Here is a 26,770-nt window from a genome sequence, read left to right as displayed (position 1 = left end):
TTTTAATGATACGGCGACCACCAACATCTACACTTCGCCCGTCTGCAGCGTCAGATGTGTATAAGAGACAGGGTGAGAATAGTGATTGCAGCATTTGTGATAGTTCGCCGAGCGGTCGCTCGTCCTGAACGGCGTTTGAGTCGCGTAAGGCCTGGACCTGCGAATATGCCGACTAGTCCTCTTGCGCGTCGATCGAGGTTAAAGATGTCGAACCGAATCCGCGAGGGTTCCGTGTGGGTCAAACGACCGCTGGGCGCCTTTCGGGCATGATCCCGAGCCCCGGTTCGGGTCCACATTCCCGTCCGCCGAGCTTCCTCGAATGAGTTCTGTGGAGCAGTGCGCCGAGGGGGTTGATGTGACGCCGATCACGGTGTAAGACGTAAATCACGGAAACCTCGTCGAGCAAAGTCCGATCCGGAAGAGAAGGACCGAACCCCCCGGCGAGCACTCCCAGCACGGGCGGCAAGCACCCACGCGGAGCACGCCGCATTAGGCACAAGTGTTGTGCGCCTGCGACATCGCGGCTTCGAGCAACAACTCCGACAACTGCAGCGCCACGCCTGGCCCGAGAGTTCGTCCGGCACCGACATCGACGGATGCCGTGAGCGGGCCAGAGAGCAAGGGCAGCGCGACGGAGGAGACCTGTACTCGCAGAACGTGATCCCTCGCCGAGGCGGTGACCACAACCCACCGCAGCACGCTTGGTAACTTGGGTCCGTGCTACGCGGGCGGCAACCTGTCGAGAGACAGGTGGGCCGCCCGCAGTGCTGTCTGCGACAAGTCTTCGCTCATCAGTATCCGGCTTCCAGGCATTAATCAGGCAGCCATCATCCCGCGCGGGCGGCGTCGGCAATCGACTTCGCCTCTGTCGCTCCCGCCACCATCGCCTCGCAGCAGAACACGATCCACGCGCCCAGTGCTGCCGGCTCACCGGTACCGAATCCTGTTGCCAGCGAACGATATTCGTCGACTTTCTTGAACCAGGTCACCTCCGGCACGCCGAGGTTGTGTGGATCGAGGCCACTCGACGTCGACGTCAGGCGCGACGCCGCGCGGGCGACGACACCGCTGGCGCTACCAAAGGCGTCGAGCGTCAACAGTTCGCCGTGCACCACTGCGGCGAGCACCGGTGCAGGTGCCGACGTCGCGCCGGTGATCAACTGTCCGAGGAGTTCGAGGCGCGTCGCGACGTCGGAGCCGGGTCGCGGACGGCCGAGCAGGTCGGGGTCGTCGACGAGGTCGGCGGCGGCCAGCATGTGCAGCCGCGCGAACGCCTGCGCGGGTGCGCGTCGGTAGACCGACGTCAACGCATCGAGCGAATCACCGTCGAGCGCCTGGGCCACCCGCATCGCGCCGGCAAGGATCGGGTCGTCGAAGTCTCCGTCGCGCCTCAGTTCGACGCTCCCCCCGTCGATCGCTGCAGACGATCGGCCGGCTCGCCACGACGCCTCGGTCGCGGTGTTGTTCCAGCCACGCAAATTGGCCGGATGCCGGTGCACGGCGCCGAGCGCATCGCGCGCACGGTCGGCGGCCTCGCGCACGCCGGGCAACTCCACAAGCGGCGCGAGAGGGTCGGTAGTCACAGTTCGCCACGGTAATCGATGCCGGCGCAGCCACGAATCGTGCCCCGGCGCGCACCCGCCCCGCAAATACCCCCACTCAGCTAGAGCCCACCCGGCCAATACCCGGTCGCAGCCACCCAACTGTGACACCGTCGAAGCATGCCTCTTCTCACACAGGAACCACAGATCACCTCCGTCGACGCCGAGCAGTTAGCGCTGATACGCGCGACCGTGACCTTTGACGCGCTGCGTGGCTTCTACGACGACGCGTTCGGCAGACTGCCCGCGGCGATCGCGTCGTCGGGGCTGGCGATCACCGGCCCGCCACGTGGGCTGACCTTCGGCCTCCCTACCGACACCATTGATGTCGGTGTCGGGTTCCCCGTCGACGGAGTCGTCGAAGTGACCGATGACGTGGCGCCGTTCCAGACGCCAGGATGCCGCGCGGTCACCTACGACCACCGCGGAAACTACGACTACCTGTCCGACGTCTACGCGGAATTGTTCGCATGGATTGCCGATCATTCGCTGGTCCGCGGGGACGTCGTGTGGGAGATCTATCTGACTCAGCCGACTCCCGACGCCGATCCCGAGGACATGATCACCCAGATCGTTGTTCCGGTGTCAGACGCCGTGTGAACCGTTCGTCGCACCCGATCGACAGCTCGGCGCGCGAGCTGTGCCGCCAGTCCCCCGGCGACTGCAACGCCACCCCAACGTGACTACCCTCACAATGAGACCCCGGCACGCCCCACCTCACTGCGGGTGGAGTCGCGTGAATGCACACCGAGAGTGAAAGGCCCTGCTCAGAGATGTCCACAGCTGCACACCCCACCGCACAGGTGTATCCGCCGTCGCCCGAGTTCGTCGCGCAGGCGAACGGCACCGCCGCGCTCTACGACCACGCCGACGCCGACCGCCTCGAGTTCTGGGCGGAGCAGGGCAGGCGCCTGGATTGGGACACCGATTTCGACCAGGTCCTCGACTGGTCGGACGCGCCGTTCGCGAAGTGGTTCGTCGGCGGCAAACTCAACGTCGCGGTCAACTGCGTCGACCGCCACGTCGCCGCGGGCAAGGGCGACCGCGTCGCCATCCATTGGGTCGGCGAACCCGGCGACTCGCGTGACCTCACCTACAGCCAGCTCAAGGACGAGGTATCCAAGGCGGCCAACTACTTCGCCTCGATCGGCCTGGTCCCCGGCGACCGCGTCGCCATCTATATGCCGATGGTTCCCGAGGCGCTCGTCTCGATGCTCGCGTGCGCACGTCTCGGCCTGACCCACTCGGTCGTGTTCGCCGGATTCTCCGCGGGCGCGCTGCGCTCCCGCGTCGACGACGCCGAGGCCAAACTCGTCATCACCACCGACGGCCAGTTCCGCCGCGGCAAGCCCGCACCTCTCAAGACCGCCGTCGACGAAGCACTCGGCACCGGCGACGACGCCGCGAAGTCCGTCGAGAAGGTCCTCGTCGTGCGTCGTACCAACCACGATCCCGAGCTGAACTGGGTCGAAGGTCGCGACGTGTGGTGGGAGGACACCGTCGACGAGTCGTCGACTCATCACGAACCCGAAGCCTTCGACGCCGAGCACCCGCTGTTCCTGCTCTACACGTCGGGCACCACTGGTAAGCCCAAGGGCATCGTGCACACCTCGGGCGGCTACCTGACCCAGGCCAGCTACACCTTCCACTACGTCTTCGACCATAAGGAAGGCCGCGACGTCTTCTGGTGCGGCGCCGACATCGGCTGGGTCACCGGCCACTCGTACCTCGTCTACGGGCCACTCTCCAACGGCGCGACCGAGGTGGTCTACGAGGGAACCCCCAACTCCCCCAACGAGCACCGCCACTTCGAGATCATCGAAAAGTACGGTGTCACAACCTATTACATCGCCCCGACGCTGATCCGTACCTTCATGAAGTGGGGACGCCAGATCCCCGACGCCCACGACCTGAGCTCCATCCGACTGCTCGGCAGCGTCGGCGAACCGATCAACCCCGAGGCGTGGAAGTGGTTCCGTGAAGTCATCGGGGCCGACTCGGCACCCATCGTCGACACCTGGTGGCAGACCGAGACCGGCGCCATCATGATCTCGCCGCTACCCGGTGTCACCGCGACCAAGCCCGGCTCGGCGATGGGACCGCTGCCCGGCATCTCGGCGAAGATCGTCGACGACAACGGCCAACCCGTCGGAGCGGGCGAGCAGGGCTACCTGGTCCTCGACCAGCCGTGGCCGTCGATGCTTCGCGGCATCTGGGGCGACGACGAGCGCTACCGCGACACCTACTGGTCGCGATTTGCCGAGCAGGGTTGGTACTTCGCGGGCGACGGCGCCCGCTACGACGACGACGGCGCGCTCTGGGTCCTCGGCCGTGTCGACGACGTCATGAACATCTCCGGTCACCGCATCTCCACGGCGGAGGTCGAGTCGGCGCTGGTCGGACACTCCGGTGTCGCGGAGGCCGCCGTGATCGGAGCCGCCGACGAGACCACCGGGCAGGGCATCGTCGCGTTCGTGATCCTGCGCGAAGGTGTCGAGAACACCGGAGATCAGTTGGTCAAGGAGCTCCGCGAGCAGGTGTCGGTGGAGATCTCCCCGATCGCCAAGCCACGTGAGATCAACGTGGTGCCCGAACTGCCCAAGACCCGCTCGGGCAAGATCATGCGACGTCTCCTCAAGGACGTCGCCGAGGGCCGCGAGCTCGGCGACACCTCGACGCTGGTCGATCCCTCGGTATTCGAGGCGATTCGCAGCCGAAAAGGCTGATCCGCACGTACTGCTCGCCCGTTTTCAGTCATTCGGCGCGGCGTCGACCGGCAAAAGCCCAGGTCGGCGTCAACGGCCGATGAAAAAATGACTGAAAACGGGCGAGCCGCGTCTGGCGATCCCATCTCAAGGCGGTCTTGCTCTTGACCCTGACACGGTGACAGGGTTTTGACTCAGGTCGCGGAGGTGATCACGATGACTCAGACACTTATCGACGCGCTGTCGGCGCCGGACTCGTCGACGCGGCTGCGGGCGGCACTGGCGGCGGGGACCGAACCCGATCCGGCGCTGGTCGACGCACTGGTACACCGCAGCGGCGTTGAACCCGACTTCTTCGTCCGCGACATGCTGACCTGGGCGCTCACCCGGATAACGCCGTCAGCGACGGTGCCCCGAGTCGTGGCGCAGTTGGATTCGACGTCGGCGCAGGCGCGCAGTCAGGCGTTGCACACGCTGTCGAAGATCGGCGATCGCAGTGTCTATCGGCACGTCACGGGCCTACTGCACGATCCGGACGACGACGTGGCCCGGACCGCGTGGCGGACGGCGGTCGCGCTCGTTGCCGATGAAGACGTCGCCGATCTCGCAGCCGCCCTGGCCGTAGAGCTCGGCCGCGGCGACCGGGCCGTGCAGCGCAGTCTCAGTCGGGCGCTGAGTGCCCTCGGTGAGTCGGCAACTTCCGTTGTCGACGCGGCGAGTACGAGCGACTCCGAAGCGGTGCGCATTCACGCCGACGCCACCCGGCAGCTGATGAACGACCCGGACGGCGACTTCGCCGACGCGGTCGAACAGGCACGGCGCGCACTGACACTGCGTGGTGCACCCGTCCGCGTCGACGATGCTGATCGGTGAGGTGTCGCGGCATTCGGGCGTCAGCGTCCGGATGCTGCGGCACTACGACCGGCTCGGACTCGTGCGACCCGCGACCCGCACGACGGGCGGGTACCGTGACTACTCCCCCGACGACATCGCACGGCTGTTCCGCGTGGTCGGGCTCCGCGCGCTCGGTGTGCCACTGGCGGGCATCAAAACGCTGCTGGACACCCCGGGGACCGCCGAGCCCGCGGACATGGTCGACGACCTTATCGAGCGGACACGCCAACGGCTCTCGCGCGAGACCGAGTTGCTCACGCTCCTGACCCGCATCGCCGACGCCGCGCCCACCGACTGGGAGGACGTGCTGAACTCGGTGAAGCTGCTCCACGATCTCGACTCCGACTCCGCGGCTCTACGCCAGCGGGCCGCGCTGACAGCACGCGACGGACGACTCTCACCGGAAGCGCTCGCGAAAGCCGTTCTGGCCGAGCCCGATACGAATGTCGCCGGCACCCTCGTCTGGGCGCTCGCCGGCTCCGCGGATGCGGCCGCCGAGGCTGCACTCGGCTCGGGCCTCGACTCCGCGGACCCTGAGATTCGACGCCGCGCGGTGTCGGCGATCTCGAAGCTGAGCACCGACAGAGCCGACGAACTCCTGCGGCGCGCACTCGACGACTCCGACCGCGCCGTCGCCGACACCGCGACGCTCGTCCTCGGATCACGGGGTGACGCCGACATGATTCCGCGGCTGATCGACATGATCGTCGACGGCAGCCATGACGTCGACGCCGCCGATACGATCCGCGACCTCGCGCACGCCACCGCTACCGCCGACGACATCGCGACAGAACTCGGCCGGCTCCTCGACAGCGACAATCTCGATTCGCGAGCGCGCAGCAGACTCGCCCAGGCACTCGTCGACCTGCCGGGCGAGGTAGCCGCGCACATCCTCGACGCGCACATCGCCGACCACGATCCCGCAGTGGCCGCACTCGCCACGCTGCGACAACACCGCTCATGATCGGGCGGCACGCACCACACGCCACGTCGACGTGACGGCGGGCACGACCGCAGAGACCGGCGCATGGCAACATATGGCAGGAGAACGCCAAAGACGGAGGATGCTGTGAGTGGAAACGAGTCCGGCCGGTCCGACTACCGCAACGCAGGGGGGAAGACACCGTCGATCCCGCTGAGTGACGCCGACCGCGACTCGTCCGGCGAGGCAAGCGTCGGAAGCCTGGTCAAGAACGCCACCGCGAGCGTCTCGACGCTGTTCCGGTCCGAGGTCGCGCTGGCCAAGGCGGAGTTGGTCGACGACGCGAAGAAGGCGGGTGCCGGTACCGCTCTGCTGATCGTGGCGGGCGTGATGGCTCTGTACGCGAGCTTCTTTTTCTTCTTCTTCCTCGCCGAACTGCTCGACAACTGGGTGTCGCGCTGGCTCGCGTTCCTGATCGTGTTCGCGATCCTCGTATTCATCACGCTGATCGCAGCGTTCGTCGGTTACCTCGTGTTCAAGAGAGTCCGCGGTCCGAAGAAGACGATCAGCAGCGTCAAGGAAGTGCAGAACGTGCTGCCTGGCCGCCACGACGACGCGGCGATCGGGCACGGCGGTAGTCATCCCGCGATACCGCCCGCACGCGAGGCCTGAGATTTGGCCGCAGCCCCCGACCCGTCCAGTGTCCGGTTCCTCGGGCCCTGGCGTCATCTCGACGTTCGCGCCAACGGGGTGCGGTTCCACGCTGTCGAAGCCGACGGTCCAACCACGTCGTCGCCGAGTTCCGACCGCCCGCTCGCGCTACTGCTTCACGGCTTCGGTGAGTTCTGGTGGAGCTGGCGGCACCAACTGGCCGACCTGACCGAGGCGGGGTACCGCGCTGTCGCGGTGGATCTGCGCGGCTACGGCGACAGCGACAAACCTCCACGCGGATACGACGGGTGGACGCTGGCCGGCGACACCAACGGTCTCGTGCGTGCGCTCGGACATACGTCCGCGACGCTCATCGGCCATGCCGACGGCGGGTTGGCATGCTGGGCAACCGCCACGCTGCACCCCCGCGCCGTGCGCGCGATCGCGGTCATCTCGTCACCCCATCCGCGAGTCCTGCGGCGCGACGTGTTGCGCGACGCCGAGCAGCGGTCGTCGTTTCTCGGCAACTTCTTGAGCAATCAGGTGCCGCGCATGGCCGAACGACGACTGACCCGACACAACGGCGCATTCATCGGCGAGTACTTCGCCGAGCGGTCGGGACTCGGCTGGCAGGACACCGAGGATTACATCGACACCGTCGACAAGAACCGATCCGCGATCCAGATACCCGGAGCGGCACACTGCAGCCTGGAGTACCAGCGCTGGGTGTTCCGGTCGCAGTTCCGACCCGACGGCGTCCGCTTCATGGACCTCATGGAGAAGCAGTTGTCCATCCCGGTCCTCGCGGTGCGCGGCGTCGACGATCCCTACATCACCGACGAATCAGTGGGCGCCAGCGCCGAATGGGCCTCGGACTTCGACTACCGCCCCATCCCCGGCAGCGGCCACTTCGCCCACCAGGAGCGGCCCGGCGAGGTCAGCAAGCTGCTCGGCGACCTTCTCGCCCACACCGACCGCAACGACTAGCGCACAGTCGGCACTCTCGAGCGCACGCTCGACCGCAAAACCCGTCGACTGTGCGCTTCCTACGGCGAGTGTGCGTCAGGAATGCACGCACTGGCCCGTGCTCACGCGGGCGGTGCGGCGCTCGGAGGCGTCGAGGTCGGACTTCACCTGCTTGGCGGTGAGCACGAAGCCGGTGTCGTCGGCGGTGTCCTCGGCGGCACCGAAGACGACGCCGAGCACGTCGCCGTCCGGAGAGATCATCGGTCCGCCGGAATTGCCCTGCCGGATGGTGCCACGCACCGTGTACACCTCGCGCAGCACCTGGTCCGTCCGATAGATGTCCGGCCCCGACAGGTTGATCGTCTCGCGCACGCGCACCGCGGTCGACGTGAACGGCCCGGCCTCGGGATAGCCGAGCACGATGGCATCGGCTCCCGGCTTCGCCGACGAGTCGTCGAATTGCAGTGCGCTGACGCGCAATCCGGGAACGTCGAGGACAGCGATGTCGTTGCGGCTGTCGAAGAGCACCACTCTCGCGGCAAGCGAGTCGCCGCCAACGGTCTGCACCGTCAGTCTGCGGGTGCCCGCGACGACGTGCGCGTTGGTCATGACCCGCTCGGCCGACACGACGAATCCGCTGCCCTCCAGCGCCTGCTGGCAGCTCGGGGCGACACCCTCGATCTTCACGACGCTCGGCCGCACCCGCGAAACCACGGCGGAATCCTCCAGCGACGTGTCGGGCGGGCCGACGTTCGCGACCGGAGTCTGCACGAACGGGCCGATCACCTGGGGTAGACCCGAATCGTCGAGCATCGGTCCGAGCTCGCGGGTCGGGAAATCCCGCAGCCACGTCGGGGCGAACGAATCGACGCCGCCCAGGATCGTGGATCCACGTACCGCGCTTGCGATCTCGGGCGACGACGCGCGCCCGAGCGGAATCGCCAGCAACCAGGCCGCGACCAATACCGCGACCACCTGCAGCATCAACCCGATCACGCTGTCGACGTGGCGCAGCGCCGTCGACCTGATCCCGCCCCGGGCCGCGCGCCCGAGCACCATGCCCGACGTCTCGCCGATGATGACCAACACCACCAGCAGCGCGACCCCGACGACGAGCCGCATACTCCGATCGTCGATTCGCGAAAGCACATGTGGCGCAATCAAAATGCCTGCGATCGCGCCGAGTATCACGCCGACGACCGCCAGCCCCGACGCCACCGCGCCCTGTCGCCATCCGCTCAGCGCGGCCAGCAATGCGAGCCCGATGACGATCACGTCAACCCACGTCGACCCGCTCACCGAGCTGCATCCTCGGACGTCTCGGCATCCCCGTCACCGTGGTCGACAGCGCGGCTCAGCGTCGGAAATCCGCTCAGCTGAGGCGATCCCGCCCGAGCTATCGCCTCTTCGAGCGGCCGGACGTCGTCGTGGTTCCACGGGACGTCCCACCCCGACGCGTCGCTGATCGCCGCGATGAGCCCGCCGGTGAAGCCCCACACCAGAAGTCCGTCGACGAAGAACGCCGGACCGCGATATGCGCGCGCACCGAGCACCGACCGCTGCACCTGAAAACGGTTCTGCGCTGCCAACATCTCCCGCAGGTTCACCCGCACAACCCGCGACGTCTCCGCGGAGTCGACGACGTCGACCGGCCCCGGTTCACGCCAATGCGCGACAACCGGAGTCACCTCGAAATTCGACACCGGCACGGGAAAGCTCGGCAGATTCGCGAGGACGTCGACGCTGCTCGCCTCGAGTCCGGTCTCCTCGGTCGCTTCGCGCAGTGCGGTACCGACCGGATAGTCGTCGCCCGGATCGAACGAGCCGCCGGGGAAAGCCACCTGCCCGCTGTGCTGCCGCAGCGTCGGGGCGCGCTCGGTGAGCAGCACCTCCGCGTCGGCGGGCAGCCCGCCCGGATAGTCGGGGTCGGCATCCCACGAGCCGGAGAACAGGATCAGCACCGACGCCGCGCGTCGGTCGCGACGCAGCATCGACGCCCAGCGCGAGCGGTCACCACCACGATCGAGCACGCTGTCGGTCACGGCCGAGACATTGCCGGTGAGCTGCCGCAACCACGGAGGAACCTTCGCTGTGTCGACAAGTTGCCCGACGTGCGGCTCCTGCGACGGCTGATCGGTGCGCGTCACGTGGCGACACCGGTGGCGTCGCGAACGGCGTCGGCGACCTCGTCGACGCTGCCGAACTCCTTGGGAAGTGTTGTGGCGATGGACCCGTCGGGTCGGAGCAGGATGGTCGAGGGGAAGACTCTCGGTGCCCGAAGTGCCGCCGCGACCTTGCCGTCGACATCGAGGACCGTCGGGAGATGGACGCCGACCTCGCGTAGGAACGTCAAGACCGCGAACGGATTTCCCGCGCCCTGTTCGGCATGCACGGTGAGCACCGTAACCCGATCGCCCGCGCGCCGCGCGTACTCGGCGAGTACCGGTAGTTCGCGCCGACACGGCAGGCACCACACCGCCCACATATTGATGAGCACGGGCTTTCCGGCGGTTCCTGCGCCGAGGTTGTAAGCACTTCCGGTCGCCAGACACGGCGCGACGACCCCCGCGAGCACCGCGCCACTCGATTCGGGCAAGCCGTTGTTCGGGCAGGGTTCGACGGCGGCGTCGGCACGGGCCTTGGCGAGCGTGGCGTCGTCGACCTTCGCGCCGGGGACCGCCGCGACGCCTGAGTTGTCGGTCGGGCTGCCGAGGTTGTTCGACGACCCCGAATCGCGCGGCCAGATGGCGACGATCAACGCGACCATGACGACGAAGAACACCAGTGTCCAGCGCAGTGAGGACGGAAAACGGCTGCCTCGACGCTGCGGCGGTGGATCGTCGTGCGGGGTCGGGGCGTCGGGTCCCGATGTCGTCGCGGATGTGCCCACTACGCGGAGATCCCTGCGAGTTCGAGGATGTGGTCGGTTTCCGGCCCCTTCACAAGCTTCGCCGCCTCTGCTTTGTCCATCGGACCGAGTCCGACGGACGGACAGTCCTTCGCGAGCACACAGACTCCGCACGCGGGCTTGCGCGCATGGCACACGCGCCTTCCGTGGAAGATCACGCGATGCGAGAGGTTGGTCCATTCCTTGCGCTCGAAGAGCTCGCCGACGGCGTGCTCGATCTTGACCGGATCGGTTTCGGTGGTCCACCCCCATCGCTGCACGAGACGCGAGAAGTGGGTGTCGACGGTGATTCCCGGGATGTCGAAGGCGTTGCCGAGCACGACGTTGGCGGTCTTGCGGCCGAATCCGGGAAGGCTGACCAGCTCTTTCAGGGTGTGCGGCACCGTGGAGTCGAAACGTTCGACAAGTGCCTGCCCGAGCCCGATGATCGAGTTGGCCTTGTTCCGGTAGAAGCCGGTCGAGCGGATCATCTCCTCGAGTTCGGTGCGATCAGCACCCGCGTAGTCGTCGGCGGTGCGGTATTTGGCGAACAGCGCGGGCGTCACCTGGTTCACGCGGACGTCGGTGCACTGCGCCGACAGGATGGTCGCGACAGACAATTCGAGCGGGTTGGTGAAGTCCAATTCGCAGTACACATGTGGGAACTCGACCTTGAGTTCACGGTTCATGCGACGTGCACGGCGAACCAGTCCGAGATGGGTCTCTGTCCTGGCTCCCGCAGCCGTCTTACGTGCACTCACACGATTCAGGTTAGCCATCGACTCCGACCGGGTCGGTGGCGACGGCTTGATAACAAGTCAGTGAAGGCGACGATTCCAGTTATGAGCCTCGTCGGCGGTCGGTGTTTACTGATCGGTATGCAAGGACTCGCCGCACTGCTCTTCCCTGCTGTGTTGATGCTCTTCGCACTCGCGATGGAGAAGGTTCAGCACCACACGGACCGGCTCAGCGTCTCCCGCGACAACGTCGAGGAGTTTCTGCAATCAGCCGAGTCACAGCACGTGGACACGCTGGCCAGGGACGGTTTTCCGGCAGCGCTCGACGAGCTGCGCGAGCGTCGCGCGAGCTGAGCGCAACCCTCGTCCGACACACGGAGCGAACCACGTCGACGTCGTCGACCATCCGATGATCACGCCCTCGTGGGCCGATCTCCACGATCCACACGGCCCCGCCGGAACATCAATTCAGCACGCGCAACACGGCCCCAAAGTGGCGCTAGTGACCCATCCAACACATATGCTTCAGGGCGAGAGTAGCGTTGCTGAGTGCGTGTGTCGTTCACGCGGCCGATGAGAAAGGTTCCTTAGGTGGAGGAAGTACTGGCGCGGGCGGGAATTTTCCAGGGTGTGGAGCCCTCCGCTGTCGCGGCGCTGACCAAGCAACTACAGCCCGTGGATTTTCCGCGTGGACACGTGATCTTCCATGAGGGAGAGCCAGGAGACCGCCTCTACATCATCCTGTCGGGCAAGGTGAAGGTCGGACGACGCTCACCCGACGGACGCGAGAACCTGCTGACCATCATGGGACCGTCGGACATGTTCGGCGAGCTCTCCATCTTCGACCCGGGTCCGCGCACGTCGTCGGCCACCACGGTCACCGAAGTCCGCGCAGTGTCGATGGACCGCGACGCGCTGCGCGCCTGGATCAAGGATCGCCCCGAGATCGCCGAGCAGTTGCTCCGCGTGCTGGCCCGACGCCTGCGTCGCACCAACAACAACCTCGCCGACCTGATCTTCACCGACGTTCCCGGACGCGTCGCCAAGCAGCTCCTGCAGCTCGCACAGCGCTTCGGCACCCAGGAGGGTGGCGCACTGCGCGTCACCCACGACCTGACCCAGGAAGAGATCGCCCAGCTCGTCGGCGCATCCCGCGAGACCGTGAACAAGGCTCTCGCCGACTTCGCACAGCGCGGCTGGCTGCGCCTCGAGGGCAAGAGCGTCCTGATCGCCGACTCCGAGCGCCTCGCACGCCGCGCGCGCTAGTTCTTCCTACGTCGCCTTCAAGTACTCCAACTGCGCCTTGACCGACATACGTGCGGCAGGCCAGAGCTTCTTGTCGACGTCGGCGTAGACCTTGCGGACCACCTTCATGGGCTTCGCCTTCTTCGCCGAGACACCCATGTCGTCGAGCGCGGCGACGATCTGGTCGAGCCGATCCTCACGGTGCTTCTTGTAGTACCGCGCAACGGGACCGAGATCGGGATGGTCGGGGCCGTGAGCAGGTAGAAGTGCCGCGCCCTCACCTTCGACGATCAACCGGTTCAACGAGTTGAGGTAATCGCGCAGCGTGCCGTCGCTGGGATCCAGCACGGTGGTGCCACTTCCGAGGATGGTGTCGCCGGTGAGAACCGCGCGCTGGTTCTCCCACTCGACGAGAAAGCTCACCGAATCGCCGGTGTGGCCCGGCGTGTGCAGCACGGTGATCTTCAGGCCGGCGATCTCGATGACCTCACGGTCGGCGAGAGGTGCTGCGCCACGCGAGTGTTCGGCAAGCCGCGCCCGCGTCGCCACGCCGGTGTGCTTGTGCAGCGCCGTGATTGCTCCGGTGTGGTCGCCGTGCCGATGCGTGATCAGCGTCAGCGCGATTCCCGGTTGCTCTGCGATGCGCTTGACATGCTTCTTGTGCTTGCGCGGCCCGGGATCGACGACGACGCACTCGTCACTTCCCGGAGCACGCAGCACCCACGTATTGGTGCCGTCGAGTTCCATCATTCCGGGGTTCTCGCACAACAGAACCGACGCGAACGGCGTCACCTCACGCAGCACCCCGTACGCGGGATGCGATACGCCCGAATCGGTTTCGGCGTCGGGCGTGCTGGAGGCATCGGATGCGGTGGTGGCGTCGGATGCGGTGGTGGCGAGGTCGTCACGATCGCCTGGACTCGTCATGCACACAGCGTAATGCGGCTCACATCGGCCGCATGTGGCCGCCCTCCCACGACGACCGACCGCTGCTCCCTACTTGCTCCACATATCGAAGCCGAGCTTCGCGACCATCACGACGACGACCGCGAGCAGCACCCACCGCACGAACGAGCTCCCCCGCCCGAGCGCCATGTGCGAACCCAATTGCGCGCCCGCGATATTTCCGACGGCCAGTGCCAGGCCGAGCAGCCACATCACGTTCCCCTGCGCCGCGAACACCGCGAGCGCGCCGAGGTTGGTTCCGGTGTTGATGACCTTGGCCATCGCGGAACTTTCCAGAAAGCTCGTGCCGACGAGGGCCGTCAGCGTGATGATCAGGAACGTGCCGGTGCCAGGACCGAGCACGCCGTCGTAAAACGCGATGACGACATCGCAGATCGCCAGCCCGAGAATGATCGACCGGCGCGACTTCCCCGTCATCTCGTGGGAGCCGAAGCGCGGATTGAGAGCGACGAACAGACCAACGGCGACCAGCAAGACCAGCACGATCGGGGTGAAGACGTCGGCGGGCAGCAGACCCGCGACGAGCGCACCCAGAGCGGAGAAGACGACCGCGCAGGCGAAGACCGGGGCGAGACGTCGAATGTCCATCGGTACCCGACGCGAGTAGCGCCACGCGGCCGACGACGTCCCGAAAATCGCCATCAGCTTGTTGGTCCCGAGCGCCGTCGCCGGCGCCAGTCCGGGGTTGGTGATCAGCAACGCCGGGATCATGATCAGCCCGCCACCGCCGACGACGGCGTCGACCCAACCCGCGGCGACGGCCGCGACGAAGAGGACTACGACGTCGAGACTCACCAGTCGGTGGGTATCACGACTCGGGCGTGACCTCGACGATCAGCTCGACCTCTACGGGCGACGCCAACGGCAGTTCGGCAACGCCGACGGCAGAACGCGCGTGGACACCGGCTTCGCCGAAGATATCGGCGAGCAGATCCGACGCGCCGTTGAGCACCTGCGGCTGGCCGGAGAAGCCCGGACCGGAGGCGACGTATCCGGTCACCTTCACGATGCGAGTGATCGAGTCGAGTCCGACGAGCGCGTCGATCGCCGACAACGCGTTGAGCGTGCACTGCCTGGCAGCACTGACCGCCTGTTCCGGGGTGACGGTGCCGTCTGCACCCTCATGGACCTTGCCCCGGAACTCGAGTTTGCCCGACACGAAGGGCAACTGCCCCGACGTGTAGACCAGGTTCCCGATGCGTACGGCCGGAACGTAATTGGCCACCGGCTTGGCTGCGGGAGGCAGGACGATGCCGATCTGCGGAAGTCGCTCACTCCAGCTCATGGAACGCTCCTCAGCCCTTGGGTCGCTTGAGATATGCCACGTGTTGTTCGCCGGTCGGACCGGGCAGCACGCTGACCAGTTCCCATCCGTCGGCACCCCAGGTGTCGAGGATCTGTTTCGTGGCGTGCGTCAGCAGCGGCACCGTCGCGTACTCCCAGGCGGTCACTTCAGTCATGGACCCACCCTATCCCGAGACACCCAGCATCTAAGGTGAACCTGTGGCCGACAAAACAGCCGACGGGGAGACACTGCCAGGCACCGCCGACGAAGCCGAGAACACCTGGCCGGACAGCGCTTCGCGTGCGCGCCTGCACTTTGTCTCCGGCAAGGGCGGAACCGGCAAGACAACCGTCGCAGCAGCCCTGGCGTTGGCGCTGGCAGCCGACGGCAAACGGGTGCTGCTCGTCGAGTGCGAGGGACGTCAGGGAATTGCCCAGCTCTTCGACATCCCGCCCCTCCCACCGAACGACACCCGCATCGCCACCGCAGAGGGGGGCGGCGAGGTGTGGGCGCTCGCCATCGACATCGAACACGCGCTGCTCGAATACCTCGACATGTTCTACAACCTGGGATTCGCCGGGCGCGCGATGAAGCGCATCGGCGCAATCGACTTCGTCACGACGGTCGCGCCCGGCCTCCGTGACGTGCTGCTCACCGGCAAGATCAAAGAGCGGATCATCCACACCGACAAAGCGGGCAACCGCGTGTACGACGCCGTCGTCGTCGACGCCCCGCCGACCGGCCGGATCGGCAACTTCCTCGACGTCACCACCGCGATGGCCGATTTGGCGAAGACCGGACCGATCCGCAATCAGAGCGACGGCGTCGCCCGGCTGCTGCACTCGGAAGAAACCGTCGTCCACCTGGTGACACTCCTGGAGGCGATGCCCATCCAGGAAACCGTCGAGGCCGTCGACGACCTGCGGTCCAAGGACGTCAACGTCGGCACGCTCATCATCAACAAGGTCAGTCCCGTCTATCTCCCTGCTGATGAGATCGACGCGATCGCCGAGGGAGTCATCGACGCCCCGAGGATCGCGTCGAGTCTCGCCGACGCGCAGATGCCGGTCTCCGAGACCGACCTCGCGGGTGTGCTCACCGAGAGCATCGAGCACGCGACGCGCCTGCAGGCCCAGCAGGTCGCGAAGGCTCAGCTCGACGAGGTCGAGGTGCCGACACTCGAGCTACCGCTGCTCGACGAGGGCATCGACCTCGGCTCGCTCTACGAATTGGCCAACCTGCTGCAGAAAGCCGGTGCGTGATGCCGCTCGACCTCAAGATGGGCTCCGTTCTCACCGATCCCGAAACCCGCGTCGTGATCTGTTGTGGCGCAGGCGGTGTCGGCAAGACGACCACCGCCGCCGCGATGGCTGTGTACGCCGCCGAGCACGGCCGCAACGTCGCGGTTCTCACCATCGACCCCGCTCGACGACTCGCGCAGTCGCTCGGCATGACCGAGCTGACCAACGACCCTCAGCCGGTCACCGTCTCACCGGTCACCGCAGACGGCTCCGGTTCGCTCGACGCGATGATGCTCGACATGCGACGCACCTTCGACGACATGGTGCTCGAACATTCGACGCCCGAGCGCGCGGCGGCGATCATGGAGAACTCCTTCTATCAGACCGTCGCGTCGTCGTTCTCCGGCACGCAGGAGTACATGGCGATGGAGAAGCTCGGCAAGCTGCTCGAGCAGGATCGCTGGGACCTCATCGTCGTCGACACCCCACCGTCGCGGAATGCACTCGACTTCCTCGACGCCCCGCAACGCCTCGGCTCGTTCCTGTCGGGACGCCTGATGAAGGTGCTCGTCGGCGGCGGACGCGGCGTCGGGCGCATGGTCACCGGCGCGATGAGCCTCGCGATGCGAGGTGTGTCGACGATCATCGGCGGCGACATGCTGCGCGACGTCGCGACATTCGTGCAATCGCTGGATTCGATGTTCGGTGGCTTCCAGGAGCGCGCACTGCGCACCTATGAGCTACTCAAACAACCCGGCACCCGGTTTGCGGTGGTCGCGGCGGCCGAACCCGACGCCCTGCGCGAGGCCGCGTTCTTCGTCGACCGTCTCAGCGAGGAGTCGATGCCGTTGGCGGGCTTGATCCTCAACCGCACACACCCCAACCTGACGAGCATCTCCGAAGAAGCCGCCCACGTCGCTCTGGAACGAGTCACCGACGACCTCACAGAGGGCGTGCTCAGACTGCACGCCGCGCGCGCGGCCACCGGCAAACGCGAACTGCACCTCCTGCAGCGATTTACCGCGTCGCACCCGACGGTTCCGATCGTCGGCGTTCCGTCGCTGCCGTTCGAGGTCGCCGACCTCGACGCGCTGCACGCCGTCGCGGAAGAGATCACCGGCAGGGGCTGAACATCTGATGGCGCAACGTCGGCAGGCACGCACGCAGCCGACGGCCACGCTCCGCGGATTCGACGGCTCCTACGTCGACGTCGCAGGTCACCGCGAATGGCACGAGGTCGCGGGGAGCGGACCGGCCGTCGTCCTGCTGCACGGAGGGTACGGCGGGGCGTCGTCGTGGGCGCTCACCGCGCCGGTGTTGGTCGAGGCCGGATTCCGCGTACACGTCCCCGAACGTCGGGGGCACGCGCGCACGCCCGATGTCGATGGCCCGATCACGTATCAGGCGATGGCCGACGACACGGTCGCCTACCTCGAGCGTCACGTCGAGGGTCCGGCACATCTCGTCGGCTGGAGCGACGGCGCCGCTGTCGCTCTACTGGCCGCGCGCGATCGCGCCGAGAAGATCACGCGCATGGTGTTGATCGGCCAGTACTACAACGACGACGGCAAGGTTGCCGACAGCCCGCTGACCGAACTTCTCGATTCTGGGAGTGCGATGGCGGGCCTGCGGTCGCAGTACGCTGCGCTTTCGCCCGACGGCGCCGACCATTTCACGACGTTCGACGCGAAGATGAAGCACCTGTTCGCCACGGAACCGCGGATAGATCTGAACTCGTTGACGTCGATCATGACTCCGACGATGGTTCTGCAGGGAGACCGCGACGAGGTGACACTCGATCACAGTTCGGCTGTCGTAGCCGCACTCCCGCATGCACGTCTGGCGGTACTGCCGGGCAGTCACATGGTGCCCGCTGAGCAACCCGACGCACTCAATGCATTGCTGATCTCGTTCCTGCGCAACGGGTTTCCCCGTTCGCCCTGGGGTTGAACCCGGGACGAGATCAGCCGACGGATACCTCGCGGCGTCGGCGCTGGGCAGCGAAGAACTCTGCCCACGAGGTCACCTCGGGGTGCTGACGCAGCAATGCACGACGCTGACGTTCGGTCATGCCACCCCACACTCCGAACTCGACGCGGTTGTCGAGAGCGTCGGCTCCGCATTCGAGTTGCACCGGGCAGTGGCGGCAGATGACTGCGGCTTTCCGCTGAGCCGCTCCACGAACGAAGAGTTCATCGGGATCCTCGCCACGGCAACGCGCCCGTGCCACCCACGTCAGTCGAGTTTCGTTGGTCGATACCGCCGCTGTCGCCATGAGCCGACCCCTGTCTTTTTGTCGTTGCGCGCTGTGCGCGCCCCTTGTCGTTGCGCGCTGTGCGCGACCCGTGCCCGGCACAACGACCCTGCGTCGTTGCCGGCGAATGCTCGCCTCCCACACCACGTCACCGATTCCGCGGCGGTCGACCATTCGTAGATGCCCGTACCACTTCTGGTCTCCGTTGTTATGTGAGTCACATTCTGCACTCAATCTAAGGATCTGTGCATGCGTCCGCAACCCCTGAACCGGAGAAAACTGGCACAACCGTGCAAACTCGCAGGGAAACAGACAAAACCGCCGACAAAGACCCCATCGACTCGACGCGCCGGGTGCGGATTCAGGCCGGCGATGCGCGCCGGAGCAGACCGTCGGGCACCTCATCGGCGGGCCACGCGGTTGTCTCAGAAATCACACGTATCCTGTCCGATGTGCCGAAGTCGAAGAAGCTGTGGTCGCTCGCAGGGGCATGCGTGCTGGCCGGCGTGCTCGTTGCCGGATTGCTCTATCCCGCGGCCAGCGGCGTGGGTATCGCGTCGAATCGCGCGGCGTCGGCAGTAGAGAACGTCTCGTCGGAGTTGCTCAGCGGAACGCTGCCGGAGGTCACGACGATGACCGACGCGGCGGGGACACCCATCGCGCGACTCTTCGACCAGTACAGGTACCAGGTCGGATACAACGACATCTCCCCCGACATGATCCGCGCGATCATCTCGATCGAGGACAGACGCTTCCTCGAGCACGACGGCGTCGACTGGAAGGGCACGATCCGCGCGTTCCTCAAGAACTCGTCTTCGGGCGAAGTGCAGCAGGGTGCATCGACGCTGGATCAGCAGTACATCAAGAACTACCAGCTCCTCGTGCTCGCCCGGACCGAAGCCGACCGCCAGGCAGCCATCGAGACGACGCCCGCGCGCAAGCTGCGTGAGGTGCGCATGGCGCTCACGATGGAACAGTCGCTTCGCGACGAGGCGAAACGAAAGGGACTCGACGACGCCGCCGCCAAGCAGGAGGCGAAGAAGCAGATCGTCACCCGCTACCTCAACGTGGTGCCGTTCGGTAACAACGCTTACGGCATCGAGGCTGCGGCACAGACGTACTTCGGCAAGAGCGCCAAGGATCTGAACGTCGGCGAATCGGCGCTGCTCGCAGGCATGGTGCAGTCGAGTTCTGCACTCAATCCCTACAGCAATCCCGAGGCGGCGACCGAGCGACGCAACACCGTCCTCGACACGATGATCGTCAACTTCCCCGAGCGACGCGCAGAGCTCGAGGCAGCCAAGAAGGCTCCGCTCGGTGTTCTCCCCCAGCCGCGGACGCCCGTCCAGGGCTGCATCGGCGCCGACAACAACGGCTTCTTCTGCGACTACGCACTGCAGTTCCTGGCCGAGAACGGCATGTCGCGATCATCGGTCACGCGCGGTGGCTACATCATCCAGACCACTCTCAACCCCGAGGTGCAACGCAACAGCGTGCGGTCGGCGCAAGCCAACGTCAGCCCCGACGCCGACGGTGTCGCCGCTGTCATGAGCGTGATCCGGCCGGGCACCCGCTCGCACGACGTCCTGTCGATGGCGTCGAGCCGCAATTACGGACTCAACGCCAACGCGTCGCAGACCGTGCAGCCGCAACCCTTCTCGCTGGTCGGCGACGGCGCGGGCTCGGTCTTCAAGATCTTCACCGTCGCCGCGGGCCTCGAGAAGGGTTTGCCGGGCAACTCCAACATCCCAGTGCCCGGCAGCATCGCGGTCGAGGGCATGGGCGACAGCGGCGGAGCCTTCGGCTGCCCCGTCAACTTCTACTGCGTCAAGAACGACGGTAAGTACCCGGCGTCGATGTCGATCACGCAGGCACTTGCACTGTCGCCCAACACGGCCTTCGTCAAGTTGCTGCAGCAGGTCGGCGTGAAGCCGGCGGTCGATATGGCCGTCCGCCTCGGCATGCGTTCGTACACGGTGCCCGGCTCATCGGGCTTCGGCGACAAGAGCATCGCGCAGTACGTCAAGGACGGCAATCTCGGTTCGTTCACACTCGGCCCCTGGCCGGTCAACGCCATCGAGCTCTCGAACGTGGCAGCGACCCTCGGCTCCGGCGGCATGTGGTGCCCACCGAACCCGATCAAGTCGATCAGCAAGATCAAGCGCGACCAGTACGGCAACCCGGTCCTGGACCCCGACGGCAAGCCCGCGACCACTCCGGTCGCGTTCAATCCGCCCGGATGTGAACGGGTCGTCGAACCCGGTATGGCCAACACGATGGCCAATCTGATGAGCCAGGACGACAGGGGCGGCGGCACGTCCGCGGGCGCGGCAGGCGCATCGGGCTGGAACCTACCGATGTCGGGCAAGACCGGTACGACGGAAGCACACCGCTCGGCGGCGTTCGTCGGGTTCACCAACCAGATGGCTGCGGCCACCTACGTCTACTCCGACGGCCCCAACCCGTCGGGTGTCTGCTCCGGACCGGCACGGCTGTGCGGCGAGGGCGACATCTACGGCGGCATGGAACCCGCGCGGACGTGGTACTCGGCACTCACCCCGATCGCGACGAAGTTCGGTCCGGTCAGCCTCCCACCCGCCGACCCGCGCTACATGAACGGCAATAACAGCGGTCGGATACCGCAGGTCACGGGACTGCCCGCCAGCGACGCGACGTCGCGTCTGCAAGAAGCGGGCTTCAAGGTGAACCAGTTGGAGGTCGACAGCGGCAGGCAGCAGGGCACGGTGGTGTTCACCGCGCCGTCCGACTCGGCGATGCCCGGCAGCACTGTCACGATCTACGTGAGCAACGGCAGAAAGAACGACAGCGGCGACAGCCCCGGCCCGACACAGACCACGGTGCAGGTACCGGGCGTCGGTCCGGTGGTGATCCAGCTTCCCGGCTGACGCCGACCGGTGGGGCTCCCCGGCTTTGACGCCGGAGGGGTGAGTTCGCCGGCGTGCGCTCGCCGAGACGTGCTGTTGAGGTGGTTGGCCGACCACCGTGGCGCGTATCCTGGGTGAATGTCTGATGTCCACTCGGATGCCGCATCACGGGTGCGGGCCGCAATCTCGTCTATCGCGTCGTCTACTCCGTCGGGGCTGTTCCGTGAGCAACTGGCGTCGCACCGCACCGCGCGTGCGGTCGGCGCAGCGGCGGGCCTCGCCGCGGGCGGACTCTTCTATTCGACGGTGATCGAGCGCAACGCCTTCACGTTGCGGCACGCCACCATGTCGGTCCTCGAACCGGGCGCCGCACCGCTGCGCGTCCTGCACATCAGCGATCTGCACATGACGCCCAACCAGCGCCTCAAGCAGGCCTGGGTGTCTGAGCTCGAGTCGCTCGAACCCGACCTCGTCGTCAACACCGGCGACAACCTCGCCCACCCCGGCGCGGTGCCTGCCGTGATCCAGTCGCTTGGTGGATTGCTTTCGCGCCCAGGGCTTTTCGTGTTCGGTTCCAACGACTACTTCGGTCCGAGCCCCAAGAACCCACTGAAGTACTTCAAGACCGATCACGAGCGCACCCACGGCACCCCGCTGCCCTGGCAGGATCTGCGCGCGGCGTTCATCGAGCGCGGCTGGCTCGACGCGACGCACTCCGTACGCGAGCTCGAGGTGTCCGGGGTCCGCGTCGTCGCATCGGGCGTCGACGACCCGCACATCGAGCGCGACCGCTACGACACCATCGCAGGGCGCCCCAACCCACTCGCGCACCTGCGCCTGGGATTGACGCACTCGCCCGAGCCGCGCGTCCTCGACCGCTTCGCCGACGACGGCTACGACCTCGTGATGGCCGGCCACACGCACGGCGGACAGCTCTGCCTGCCCGGCATCGGGGCCATTGTCACCAATTGCCACCTCGACCGTTCCCGCGTCAAGGGGCCGTCGAATTGGGGCACGTCGATGAAGTTGCACGTCAGCGCCGGACTCGGCACCTCACCGTGGGCGCCCGCGCGGTTCTGCTGCCGCCCCGAAGCCAGCCTGCTGACCCTCACACCGGTCTCGCACGGCAACGCCGAATTCGACGAAGACCACTCGCTGCCACAGCTGGCCTCCGAGACGAGCTGACGGCTCGAGGCCGACAGCCACGCAGAAACAAGCGATAGCCCCATAGAAACGAGGAGGCCCTGACCTGGATCACTCCGGGTCAGGGCCTGCTACTACTTCTCAACCACAAGAAGCCTTGTCGGATCCGGTTCAACCAGATCCGTTGTCGGGGTGGCGGGATTCGAACCCACGACCTCTTCGTCCCGAACGAAGCGCGCTACCAAGCTGCGCCACACCCCGTGTGCAACCTGCGATAGCTTACCCCCGCGACCGCCCAGCCACTAAATCGCCTGGTCAGAGTGTCGATTGCAGCCAACGCAAACAGGCGGCCGCAGCGCGCGAATCCAGACGCGGGCAACGGGAATCACCGGAACACAATCCGACCACCGTGATCGCCCAAGGACTCAGAACAACGCATTCTGAGACAAGGTTTGGCATCACTACCACACAAAAAGGACACATCTGCCCCTGTGGTCACTAGTGTCCGAACCAGAACAATCACCTCTCGACCAGCGCGACCAATTCATCAGAATCGACAATGCGAAAGGTACGGGCACATGAGTAGTGAGTTCGAGAAGTACGAGGCGAAACAAGGCACCGCATTCGGAATCACCGTCGTGGCCGCTGCACTTCTGTTCGTGGCGGGCATCGTCGGCGTCTTCGCCGGAATCTCCGCGATCGCGGGCGACAACCTCTATGTCGCCACTCCCGATTACATCTACAAGTTCAACCTCACCACGTGGGGCTGGATTCATCTGATCATCGGCATCATCGCGATCATCGTCGCGGGCGGCCTGGCGGTCGGCTCCGGATGGGCGCGAGTCTCGGCGATCATCATCGCGTCCCTCTCGATCATCGCGCAGTTCCTCTGGCTGCCCTACAACCCGTGGTGGGCGATCCTGATCATCGTCCTCGACATCGTGGTCATCTGGGCCGTGTCCACCTGGGAACCCGACGTCGTCTGACACGCTGACTCCCTGACCTGCCAACTCACAGCAAAGCGGGCGAGCCCTGGACAAGGGCTCGCCCGTTTTCAGTCATTCCCGTTTTCAGTCATTTGGGGCGGTGTCGATCGGCAAAAGCCCAGGTCGTCGTCGACGGTCGGCGAGAAAATGACTGAAAACGGGCAAGCCGCTGATCGGGACCGCACTCTTCGCGCGACAGACGTGGCCCGCGAACCAATCCGCCGTGTCATCGGCGTCGAATCCTGCAACGTTCCATGACCCCACCCGACCCCAGGAGTCGTCCGATGCACACGCAGCGTCCCGTCCGGATTCTCGTCGTACTCGCCACAGCACTGCTCGCCGCCATGACAGCGCTGCTGTCGATACCCGCGCCCGCACGCGCCGACACCACGCTCCACCGGTGAAGAACCTCGACGTCGAGCGCTACCTCGGAACCTGGTGGCAGCAGGCCACCATTCCGGCGTTCTACGGAATCCGCTGCGCCAAGGACACCAACGCCACCTACACGCTGATCAACTCGACGACGGTCGGCGTCGACAACAAATGCACCAGCTTCACCGGACAACCCGACGGGATCAAGGGAAAAGCGACCGTCGTCGATCCCAAGAAGAGCAATGCCGCGCTGGCAGTCTCTTTTCCGGGAATCCCGAACACGATCAACACCGGTTCGTTCCCCAATTACGTGATCGCGTGGGTCGCGGATGGCAAGGATCCGAAGGGCCCCTATGAGTACGCGATCGTCGGTGACCCGTACCGGCTGTCGGGTTTCGTGCTGAGCCGAGAGAAGGTCGTGAGCAACGAGCAGCTGCACATGCTGCGGCTCAAGACGGAGTCGTTGGGCTTCAACTCGTGCACCTTCCTGATCTCCCCCATCACGGGTGGCCGCTCGGACTACTCGCCACTCTGCACCGTCTGATCAATCCGGGCGGCGAGCTCGGCTCGAGTTCGCCGCCCGGCCGATTACCCTGAACGCGTGGACACCGCGCCAAGCCCCACCGCGCTCATCGACGCCGCTTACCGCATCGCCGACGACCTCCTCTTTCCCGACGCAGCAGAGGTCGACCGCACGGGAGAGGTGCCTGCCTCCCACTGGAAGGCACTCGCCGACGCCGGGCTGTACGGCGTCGCGGCACCGCAAGCGGTTGGCGGCCCCGGACTCGAACTCACTCAGGTCATCGAGATCATCGAAGTCCTCACCAGCGGCTGCCTCTCCACGGCGTTCACCTGGCTGCAGCACCACGGTGTCGTCATCTCGCTGGCAAGCACCACCAACGACGCCCTACGCACCGAACTCCTCGCCGACGCCGTGACCGGCCGCACTCGCGCGGGCGTCGCCTACGCGGGTGCCGTACCGACACCGCCACGGATGAGTGCGTCGCGTACCGACGGCGGCTGGGTCTTCTCGGGATACGCGCCGTTCGTCAGCGGGTGGGGCCACATCGACCTGCTGCAGATCTCGGCGCGAGACGTCGACACCGACGACGTCATCGCCGCGATCGTTCCCACCCACCCGATGTCGGCAGCCATCACGGTCTCGCCGATGCGACTCACCGCGGCCAACGCGTCGCACACCGTCAGCCTGCGTGTCGATTCGCTGCCGGTTCCCGACGCACTCGTGGTCAGCAGAGTCGCGCTCGACGCCTTCTTCGCCAACCAGAACATCGGCATCCGACTCAACGGCGCACTGCCGTTCGGAATTCTCCGCCGATGCACAGCGCTGCTCGACCGCGGTGGCGCAACCGCGCAGGCACGACGACTCCGCGAGCGCGGCAGCGAGATCCGCACCCGCCTCGACACCTCACTCGCCGACGCCGACGCGTTGCTCGCCGCACGCGCCGACGGAGCGCAACTGGCTGTCGACGCCGCCGCCGCGCTCGTGGCAGCAGACGGCGGCCGCGCACTGATTGTCGGAAGCGACGCCGACCGACTCTCCCGCGAAGCGACGTTCACCCTTGTCGCCGCAAGTCGCCCCGAACTGAAAGGCCTACTCCTGCAACGCTTCAGCGGGGAGGAGGACTAGTCGTCGACTACTCCGGCCGCACGTAGTCGCGCAGGAACAAGGCCTCCGCGATGGCCAGGTTCTCGATCTCCGACGGGTCGACACTCTCGTTGGGCGCGTGGATCAGACACGACGGCTCTTCGACACCGAGCAGCATGATCTCGGCGTCGGGGAAGGTCTGCTGCAGCACGGTACACAGTGGAATCGATCCGCCCTGCCCCTGCATGACCACGTCGCGCCCGTATGCGGAACTCATCGCGTCGACCAACGCGTCGAAGGCCGGCCCCTCGGTCGATCCGGAGAATGGCGCCCCGATGGCCTCGCGCTCGACCGAGATCTTGACGTGCCAGGGCGCGACCTCTTCGAGGTGCGCGATCAGCGCGTCTTGTGCGACCTTCGCGTCCATGCCGGGCGGCACCCGCAGGTTGATCCGTGCACGTGCTCGTGGAGTCACCGCGGCCGACGACCCGACGACCGGCGAACAGTCGATGCCGAGCACCGTGGCGGCGGGGCGCGCCCACACCATGTCCGAAATACGGCCGGACCCAACGACATCGACGCCGTCGAGGACGGTGGCGTCGCGTCGGAAATCCTCTGCGGGATAGTCGATGCCGTCGAATTCCTGTGTGGCGTCCAGCCCGCGGACCGTGGTGTTCCCGTGCTCGTCGCGCAAGCTCGCGAGCATAGAGATCAATGCCGCCAAGGCGTCGGGAGCCGCACCACCGAACATGCCCGAATGCATTGCCGATTCCAGTGTTTCGACACTCACGACCACGTTGGCGACACCACGCAGGCTCGTCGTCAAAGTCGGTTGTCCGACAGTGCAATTGCCGGAGTCGCAGATGAGAATGGCGTCGGCGTCGAGCAATTCGGGATGCTTCGGCACAAAGTCCTCGATGCCTCCCGAACCCTGCTCCTCCGAGCCCTCGCCGATGATCTTGATGTTCACTCCGGCCTCGCCCGCGAGTGCGCGCAGCGCGGTGAGGTGGACGGCGATGTTGCCCTTGCAATCTGCCGCACCCCGCCCGTACCAGCGGCCGTCACGTTCGGTGAGCTCCCATGCGGGCGACTTCCACGCGTTGAGGTCCATCGGCGGCTGCACGTCGTGGTGAAAGTAGAGCAGCACGGTCGGCGCACTGGGCGGTCCGGGGATGTGTCCGGTCACGGCCTTGCTTCCGTCGGCGGTCACATGCGCTTCGACGTCGTGCACCCCGACCTCGGTGAACGCCGCAATCAGCCACTCGACCATCTCGTCACAGTCGGGCGGGGGCTCTCCGGCGGGATCGTAGACGGATTTGAAGGCAACCATCTCGGCGAGGTCGCTGCGGGCCTGTGGCATCAGCTCGTGGACGCGGGTACGGAGGGTCTCGACATCGTTTGACTCAGTCACCCCTCAAGTATCC

The 26,770-nt window shown here is 66.1% G+C and carries 26 protein-coding genes, 1 tRNA gene and 1 pseudogene; 16 read left to right on the top strand and 12 right to left on the bottom strand.

From position 1 onward, the window contains the following. Positions 1-827: 827 nt before the first annotated feature. A complete protein-coding gene (locus A5788_RS04110) occupies positions 828-1,583 on the bottom strand; it encodes a hypothetical protein (protein ID WP_064867304.1) in 756 nt (251 codons plus the stop codon). Between the two features lie 138 nt (positions 1,584-1,721). Here A5788_RS04110 and A5788_RS04105 point away from each other — a divergent pair, with 138 nt between their 5' ends. From A5788_RS04105 to A5788_RS04080, 6 genes are all read left to right on the top strand, one after another. After that, positions 1,722-2,201 (top strand): GyrI-like domain-containing protein, encoded by a 480-nt coding sequence (locus tag A5788_RS04105; RefSeq protein ID WP_064867302.1) that lies wholly within the window; start codon positions 1,722-1,724, stop codon positions 2,199-2,201. Positions 2,202-2,374: 173 nt separating this feature from the next. Continuing rightward, on the top strand, positions 2,375-4,327 hold the full coding sequence (gene acs, locus A5788_RS04100; RefSeq protein WP_064867300.1) for an acetate--CoA ligase: 1,953 nt from the start codon (positions 2,375-2,377) through the stop codon (positions 4,325-4,327). Positions 4,328-4,522: 195 nt separating this feature from the next. Further along, on the top strand, positions 4,523-5,179 hold the full coding sequence (locus A5788_RS04095) for a HEAT repeat domain-containing protein (protein ID WP_064867321.1): 657 nt from the start codon (positions 4,523-4,525) through the stop codon (positions 5,177-5,179). After that, complete coding sequence (locus A5788_RS04090; RefSeq protein WP_231894117.1) at positions 5,142-6,164, top strand: MerR family transcriptional regulator; 1,023 nt, start codon at positions 5,142-5,144, stop codon at positions 6,162-6,164. The genes A5788_RS04095 and A5788_RS04090 overlap by 38 nt, the downstream gene beginning before the upstream one ends. Before the next feature lie 105 nt (positions 6,165-6,269). After that, positions 6,270-6,794, top strand: a complete 525-nt coding sequence (locus A5788_RS04085; protein WP_049700572.1) for a phage holin family protein — start codon at positions 6,270-6,272, stop codon at positions 6,792-6,794. A gap of 3 nt (positions 6,795-6,797) precedes the next feature. After that, the gene (locus tag A5788_RS04080; RefSeq protein WP_064867298.1) at positions 6,798-7,760 is read left to right on the top strand and encodes an alpha/beta fold hydrolase; all 963 of its coding nucleotides are present in this window, start codon (positions 6,798-6,800) and stop codon (positions 7,758-7,760) included. Between the two features lie 75 nt (positions 7,761-7,835). Here the strand turns inward: A5788_RS04080 and A5788_RS04075 are convergent, their stop codons facing one another. From A5788_RS04075 to nth, 4 genes are read right to left on the bottom strand one after another with little or no spacing between them, the layout of a single operon-like run. After that, positions 7,836-9,038: a MarP family serine protease gene (locus A5788_RS04075; RefSeq protein ID WP_064867296.1), complete on the bottom strand. Its 1,203-nt coding sequence runs from the start codon at positions 9,036-9,038 to the stop codon at positions 7,836-7,838. Further along, positions 9,035-9,886: an NUDIX hydrolase gene (locus tag A5788_RS04070; protein ID WP_064867294.1), complete on the bottom strand. Its 852-nt coding sequence runs from the start codon at positions 9,884-9,886 to the stop codon at positions 9,035-9,037. The genes A5788_RS04075 and A5788_RS04070 overlap by 4 nt, the downstream gene beginning before the upstream one ends. Next, a complete protein-coding gene (locus A5788_RS04065) occupies positions 9,883-10,629 on the bottom strand; it encodes a TlpA family protein disulfide reductase (protein ID WP_064867292.1) in 747 nt (248 codons plus the stop codon). Before A5788_RS04065 ends, A5788_RS04070 begins: the two co-directional genes overlap by 4 nt. Next, positions 10,629-11,405 (bottom strand): endonuclease III, encoded by a 777-nt coding sequence (nth, locus tag A5788_RS04060; RefSeq protein ID WP_197494473.1) that lies wholly within the window; start codon positions 11,403-11,405, stop codon positions 10,629-10,631. Before nth ends, A5788_RS04065 begins: the two co-directional genes overlap by 1 nt. A gap of 99 nt (positions 11,406-11,504) precedes the next feature. Here nth and A5788_RS04055 point away from each other — a divergent pair, with 99 nt between their 5' ends. Further along, positions 11,505-11,717 carry a hypothetical protein gene (locus A5788_RS04055; protein ID WP_005171585.1) on the top strand — a complete coding sequence of 71 codons (213 nt, stop codon included), beginning with the start codon at positions 11,505-11,507 and terminating at the stop codon, positions 11,715-11,717. Positions 11,718-11,954: 237 nt separating this feature from the next. Further along, positions 11,955-12,629 carry a Crp/Fnr family transcriptional regulator gene (locus A5788_RS04050; protein ID WP_005171581.1) on the top strand — a complete coding sequence of 225 codons (675 nt, stop codon included), beginning with the start codon at positions 11,955-11,957 and terminating at the stop codon, positions 12,627-12,629. Between the two features lie 6 nt (positions 12,630-12,635). On the opposite strand, the gene A5788_RS04045 is transcribed toward A5788_RS04050, so the two are convergent. From A5788_RS04045 to A5788_RS23790, 4 genes are all read right to left on the bottom strand, one after another. Continuing rightward, a complete protein-coding gene (locus A5788_RS04045; RefSeq protein WP_231894116.1) occupies positions 12,636-13,535 on the bottom strand; it encodes an MBL fold metallo-hydrolase in 900 nt (299 codons plus the stop codon). Between the two features lie 69 nt (positions 13,536-13,604). Then, positions 13,605-14,369 carry a sulfite exporter TauE/SafE family protein gene (locus tag A5788_RS04040; RefSeq protein ID WP_064867290.1) on the bottom strand — a complete coding sequence of 255 codons (765 nt, stop codon included), beginning with the start codon at positions 14,367-14,369 and terminating at the stop codon, positions 13,605-13,607. Positions 14,370-14,382: 13 nt separating this feature from the next. Next, positions 14,383-14,859: a RidA family protein gene (locus A5788_RS04035; RefSeq protein WP_064867288.1), complete on the bottom strand. Its 477-nt coding sequence runs from the start codon at positions 14,857-14,859 to the stop codon at positions 14,383-14,385. Positions 14,860-14,869: 10 nt separating this feature from the next. Next, the gene (locus A5788_RS23790; protein ID WP_005208255.1) at positions 14,870-15,034 is read right to left on the bottom strand and encodes a DUF4177 domain-containing protein; all 165 of its coding nucleotides are present in this window, start codon (positions 15,032-15,034) and stop codon (positions 14,870-14,872) included. A gap of 43 nt (positions 15,035-15,077) precedes the next feature. On the opposite strand from A5788_RS23790, the gene A5788_RS04030 reads away from it, so the two are divergent. The 3 genes from A5788_RS04030 to A5788_RS04020 are packed head-to-tail and all read left to right on the top strand — an operon-like array spanning position 15,078 to position 18,050. Further along, positions 15,078-16,121: an ArsA family ATPase gene (locus A5788_RS04030; protein ID WP_064867286.1), complete on the top strand. Its 1,044-nt coding sequence runs from the start codon at positions 15,078-15,080 to the stop codon at positions 16,119-16,121. After that, positions 16,121-17,230, top strand: coding sequence for an ArsA family ATPase (locus A5788_RS04025; RefSeq protein ID WP_064867284.1), 1,110 nt, complete (start codon positions 16,121-16,123; stop codon positions 17,228-17,230). Before A5788_RS04030 ends, A5788_RS04025 begins: the two co-directional genes overlap by 1 nt. A gap of 7 nt (positions 17,231-17,237) precedes the next feature. Then, positions 17,238-18,050 carry an alpha/beta fold hydrolase gene (locus A5788_RS04020; RefSeq protein ID WP_064867282.1) on the top strand — a complete coding sequence of 271 codons (813 nt, stop codon included), beginning with the start codon at positions 17,238-17,240 and terminating at the stop codon, positions 18,048-18,050. A 13-nt stretch (positions 18,051-18,063) separates the two neighbouring features. Here the strand turns inward: A5788_RS04020 and A5788_RS04015 are convergent, their stop codons facing one another. Then, on the bottom strand, positions 18,064-18,375 hold the full coding sequence (locus tag A5788_RS04015) for a WhiB family transcriptional regulator (protein ID WP_049700561.1): 312 nt from the start codon (positions 18,373-18,375) through the stop codon (positions 18,064-18,066). A gap of 431 nt (positions 18,376-18,806) precedes the next feature. On the opposite strand from A5788_RS04015, the gene A5788_RS04010 reads away from it, so the two are divergent. After that, positions 18,807-21,260 carry a penicillin-binding protein gene (locus tag A5788_RS04010; protein ID WP_064867316.1) on the top strand — a complete coding sequence of 818 codons (2,454 nt, stop codon included), beginning with the start codon at positions 18,807-18,809 and terminating at the stop codon, positions 21,258-21,260. 117 nt (positions 21,261-21,377) lie between these two features. Further along, on the top strand, positions 21,378-22,424 hold the full coding sequence (locus A5788_RS04005; protein WP_197494472.1) for a metallophosphoesterase: 1,047 nt from the start codon (positions 21,378-21,380) through the stop codon (positions 22,422-22,424). Between the two features lie 145 nt (positions 22,425-22,569). On the opposite strand, the gene A5788_RS04000 is transcribed toward A5788_RS04005, so the two are convergent. Then, positions 22,570-22,643 (bottom strand) — tRNA-Pro (locus A5788_RS04000). Between the two features lie 317 nt (positions 22,644-22,960). Here A5788_RS04000 and A5788_RS03995 point away from each other — a divergent pair. From A5788_RS03995 to A5788_RS03985, 3 genes and pseudogenes are all read left to right on the top strand, one after another. Beyond that, on the top strand, positions 22,961-23,368 hold the full coding sequence (locus tag A5788_RS03995; protein WP_005208248.1) for a DUF7144 family membrane protein: 408 nt from the start codon (positions 22,961-22,963) through the stop codon (positions 23,366-23,368). 284 nt (positions 23,369-23,652) lie between these two features. Continuing rightward, a pseudogene (locus A5788_RS03990) lies at positions 23,653-24,284 on the top strand (lipocalin family protein). A gap of 57 nt (positions 24,285-24,341) precedes the next feature. Continuing rightward, positions 24,342-25,388, top strand: coding sequence for an acyl-CoA dehydrogenase family protein (locus tag A5788_RS03985; RefSeq protein ID WP_064867280.1), 1,047 nt, complete (start codon positions 24,342-24,344; stop codon positions 25,386-25,388). Positions 25,389-25,395: 7 nt separating this feature from the next. Here A5788_RS03985 and A5788_RS03980 read toward each other — a convergent pair whose 3' ends face one another. Beyond that, positions 25,396-26,757 (bottom strand): dipeptidase, encoded by a 1,362-nt coding sequence (locus A5788_RS03980; RefSeq protein WP_082937869.1) that lies wholly within the window; start codon positions 26,755-26,757, stop codon positions 25,396-25,398. Between the last annotated feature and the right edge of the window lie 13 nt (positions 26,758-26,770).

The organism is Gordonia sp. 852002-50816_SCH5313054-c (assembly GCF_001665925.1).
Lineage (GTDB): Bacteria > Actinomycetota > Actinomycetes > Mycobacteriales > Mycobacteriaceae > Gordonia > Gordonia jacobaea.
Note: the sequence above shows the minus strand (reverse complement) of the source record. Positions and strands in the feature narration are given on the sequence as shown.